Here is a 2,098-nt window from a genome sequence, read left to right as displayed (position 1 = left end):
CGAGCCGGCTACCCGGCCGGCCGGGATCGGCGGCCAGGTCCCGGGCGCGCCCTGCAGGCCCGCCACCAGCTCCCCGGCGTAGGCCGCGACAATCTCGGGGTCCTCGGAATAGCCCTCGTAGGTGCGGCCCCAGCGGTCGTCGCGCACGACGGCCACCGTCGGCCCGAACGCCCAGTCGACGCCCACCGCCGCCGTTTCCCGCGCCGTGGCCTCGCCGATCTTCCGGATCAGGGCGGGATTGCGCGCCGCCCCAAGCCCGATGTTGTGGGGGAAGATCGTGGCGCCCACGACGTTGTTGTTGCCGTGCACGGCGTCGACGCCGAACAGCACCGGGATCGGCGTGCGGCCGGGCCGCGGCTTCAGCGAGGCGGCGCGGAAGGCCTGCGCGGTCGCCAGCCACGGCTGGGCCGGCGCCCGGTTGGGCGCGCCCAGCGGCGGGCTGTCGCCGCCGGCCAGGATCGAGCCCAGTGGATATTCGTCGAGGTCGGCCGGCCGGACGTTGCCGATATCGGCCTGGATCATCTGACCGACCTTCTCCTCCAGGCTCATGCGGCGCAGGAGGTCGTCGACCATGGCCTCGGTGCGGGGATCCGTCAGGCCGGCGCTGCGCGCGGCCGGCCACGCCTTGGGATCGGCCAGGCCCGCGGGCTGGGCGAGCGCCGGCTGGACCGCCATCAGGGCGGCCGCCGCGCAGGTCCCGGCCAGGCGTGAGCTCCGACGCATCACGGCGGACCGCGACGTCAGGCTGCGAAGAAGGAGGACGCGGCGGTGGGGCCGCCGCGCCAGTCAGGGAAAGAACGTTCTGGGGAAGAACGTCCCGGGGAAGGGCAATAGCGGGCGGACGCGCGCGCATGCTGCGCTGAGCGGCGGCAGATCATCGGTTTCCTCCCGGCCGGCTCATGTCCGACCGTCTTTGTTAGCGTGACTGTGTGCGACGCTGACAACGCTGTCAATCGATTTCGGTAGCGGTAACAGCGCGGCTGATCGCAGGCGATCTAGGGAGAAGGGACGCCTGGCTCAGCGCTGCGGCGGAGCGGTCGATTCCCGGACGGCGATGTGGAACGGCAGGAGGCGCGACGGCGGCTTGCCGGGCTCGCGCGGGTCCCACTCGCCGTTGATCAGCATCTCGGCGGCGGCGGCCGACATCTCGAAGATCGGCTGGCGCACCGTTGTCAGAGGCGGCGTGGAGCTCACTGCCGCCGGCGTGTCGTCGAAACCGGCCACCGACAGGTCGTCCGGCACCGCGAGGCGCTGGCGGTGCGCCGCGGCCAGCACGCCCAGCGCCATGTCGTCGTTGCTGGCGAAGATCGCCGTCGGGCGGTCGCGGCTCGCCAGGAACCGCTCGGCGCACTGGTAGCCGGACTGGAACGAGAAGAAGCCCTGCGCCATGCGGTCCTCGCGCACCGGACAGTCCCGGTCGCGCATCGCCCGCAGGAAGCCTTCGCGGCGATGGTGGCTCGCGCCGTGGTCGGGGTGGCCGATGATGAAGCCGATATCCCGATGGCCCAGCTCCAGCAGGTGGAGGGTCATCTCATAGGCGGCCTGCCGGTCGTCGATGTGGACGTGGGCGGCCCGATCCAGGTTGCTGTAGGGCGCGATGCGGACGTAGGGCATCCCCGCCTCGTCCAAGGCCTGCAGGACGGCGGCGCGGTCCGACACCGGCGGCGTCAGGATCGCCCCGTCGGGCCGCAGCGTCATCAGGGTGCTGCGGGTGATCTCCGGCGCGCTGGGCGAGGCCGAGTCCAGCGGCTCCAGCACCAGGTGGTAGCCGTCCTCACGACAGCGGCTGACGGCGCCGCGCTGCAGGTCGCCGATGTAGTTGGCGCTGGGGTTGTCCCAGAAGAGCGCGATCAGGAACGAGCGCGACCCCGCCAGGCTGCGGGCCGACATGCTGGGCCGGTAGCTCAGGCTCTCGGCCGCGGCCAGCACGCGCTCGCGCGTCGCCGGCCGCACGTTCGGCTCCTTGTTGAGCACGCGCGAGACGGTCTTGATCGAGACGCCCGCCCGCTCGGCCACATCGTGGATGGTGATCGAGGCCAATGTTTCCCCACGGCTTCGCGCGTGAGGCTACGGCGCCGCTGCGCCAGCGCAAGACCCC

2 protein-coding genes are annotated in these 2,098 nt (G+C 72.3%); both read right to left on the bottom strand.

The window, feature by feature from the left end; all coding sequences use genetic code 11:
• Positions 1–723: glycoside hydrolase family 3 N-terminal domain-containing protein (locus tag RIF93_RS20320; protein WP_375163912.1), on the bottom strand; the 723-nt coding region annotated here is incomplete at its 3' end.
• A gap of 294 nt (positions 724–1,017) precedes the next feature.
• The gene (locus tag RIF93_RS20315) at positions 1,018–2,040 is read right to left on the bottom strand and encodes a LacI family DNA-binding transcriptional regulator (RefSeq protein WP_309093253.1); all 1,023 of its coding nucleotides are present in this window, start codon (positions 2,038–2,040) and stop codon (positions 1,018–1,020) included.
• Positions 2,041–2,098: the final 58 nt, after the last annotated feature.

It is taken from the genome of Phenylobacterium sp. (assembly GCF_031181185.1).
Taxonomy (GTDB): Bacteria; Pseudomonadota; Alphaproteobacteria; order Caulobacterales; family Caulobacteraceae; genus Phenylobacterium.
Note: the sequence above shows the minus strand (reverse complement) of the source record. Positions and strands in the feature narration are given on the sequence as shown.